Annotated in this window: 2 protein-coding genes and 2 pseudogenes; 2 read left to right on the top strand and 2 right to left on the bottom strand. The window is 67.8% G+C overall.

Features of this window, described 5'->3' with window-relative positions:
• Positions 1-104, bottom strand: a pseudogene (locus FV223_RS32215) (arsenical resistance protein ArsH); the annotation flags it as partial.
• On the opposite strand from FV223_RS32215, the pseudogene FV223_RS28275 reads away from it, so the two are divergent.
• Positions 96-311 (top strand): annotated as a pseudogene (locus FV223_RS28275) (tRNA uridine-5-carboxymethylaminomethyl(34) synthesis GTPase MnmE); the annotation flags it as partial. The pseudogenes FV223_RS32215 and FV223_RS28275 overlap by 9 nt on opposite strands.
• A gap of 184 nt (positions 312-495) precedes the next feature.
• Here FV223_RS28275 and FV223_RS31000 read toward each other — a convergent pair.
• Positions 496-645 (bottom strand): hypothetical protein, encoded by a 150-nt coding sequence (locus FV223_RS31000; RefSeq protein ID WP_187274945.1) that lies wholly within the window; start codon positions 643-645, stop codon positions 496-498.
• 112 nt (positions 646-757) lie between these two features.
• On the opposite strand from FV223_RS31000, the gene FV223_RS28270 reads away from it, so the two are divergent.
• Positions 758-1,101 (top strand): hypothetical protein (locus FV223_RS28270; protein WP_147729958.1); only part of this gene is annotated, 344 nt, incomplete at its 3' end.

Below are 1,101 nucleotides of genomic sequence, written 5' to 3'. Positions count from 1 at the left end.
ACGCCGGTGAGCGTGCCGTGGCGCTCCGGGCTGACCCAGACCTGCCCCTCCGACCACAGCGAGGCGGCGCGCAGCTCCCGGACCTTCGGATGGGCGGCGGCGGCGATGCGCTCATCACCCGCGAGCGCCACCGCGACGCCCTGGAGCGCTGCGTCGCCCATCTCGACCGGCTGCCCGCCGTCGCGGCGATGCCGGAATTGGTGGCCGAGGATCTGCGCCTGGCCGTCCGCGCGCTCGGCGAGGTCGGCGGCCATGTCGGGATCGAGGCGGTGCTCGATCGCCTGTTTTCCGGCTTCTGCATCGGCAAGTAGCGCGGCTTTCCCCCTTCCTTGCGCGGAGCGAGGGGCGGTTCGATGCTGTCGCGCTGAACAGGCTGCGCGCGTCGCACGGGCTGGTCGCCCAAGGCGATGTCGACGGACGACGCCGACGATGTCGACCCTGTCACCGGCTTACGCGAAACACGCCCGATGTTTCACGTGAAAACCCGATCGCGTGTCACGAGCGGGTCAGGAACATCCCGGTGAGCAGGAAGCCGAAGCCGGCGAGGCCGAAGACGCCTTCCTTGCGCTGGCTCGGATCGATGAAGTGGGCGATGGCCCCGCCGGCGCAACAGAGCGCACCCAGGCCGATGGTGATGATGTGCATCGTCTCGATCCTCGTTGGTCGCCCTCGCACGTGCGAGGTCTGCGATGTCACGAAATCCCGGGTGTCCGGGACGGACGCCGTTGTCCGTTCATAAGTCGTTCACAGATCGTCGATGACACGCGATCGTGAGTCCCGCAAGGGGTTTCATCGCGAGTCGGCATCCAAATTCGCAATGATCGACTGCCGAACGCAGTCGACCATCGTGCGGCAAGGCTCGGGCCGGATGGATCGACTGATCGAATGCAGTATTCGTTGCCGAAGGCGACGGCACCGTGCCTCTGGATGGGGCACGATCGATGCCATCCCCTTCAGCGGATCCCGGGCGATTGACCTTTCCGCAGCGCGGCGGCACATCCCGCGGATGCATGAGACGTCTCCACAAGCCTTCGATGTCCTCGTCGTCGGCGGCGGCCATGCCGGCGTCGAGGCGGCGGCGGCCGCCGCCCGGTGCGGCGC

The organism is Methylobacterium sp. WL116, from assembly GCF_008039455.1.
Lineage (GTDB): Bacteria > Pseudomonadota > Alphaproteobacteria > Rhizobiales > Beijerinckiaceae > Methylobacterium.
This window is presented reverse-complemented; position numbering and strand designations above follow the sequence as displayed.

Excerpts from the sequence above, each read along its gene's own strand:
- FV223_RS31000 (WP_187274945.1), bottom strand. The coding sequence starts at position 645 with ATGCACATCATCACCATCGGCCTGGGTGCGCTCTGTTGCGCCGGCGGG.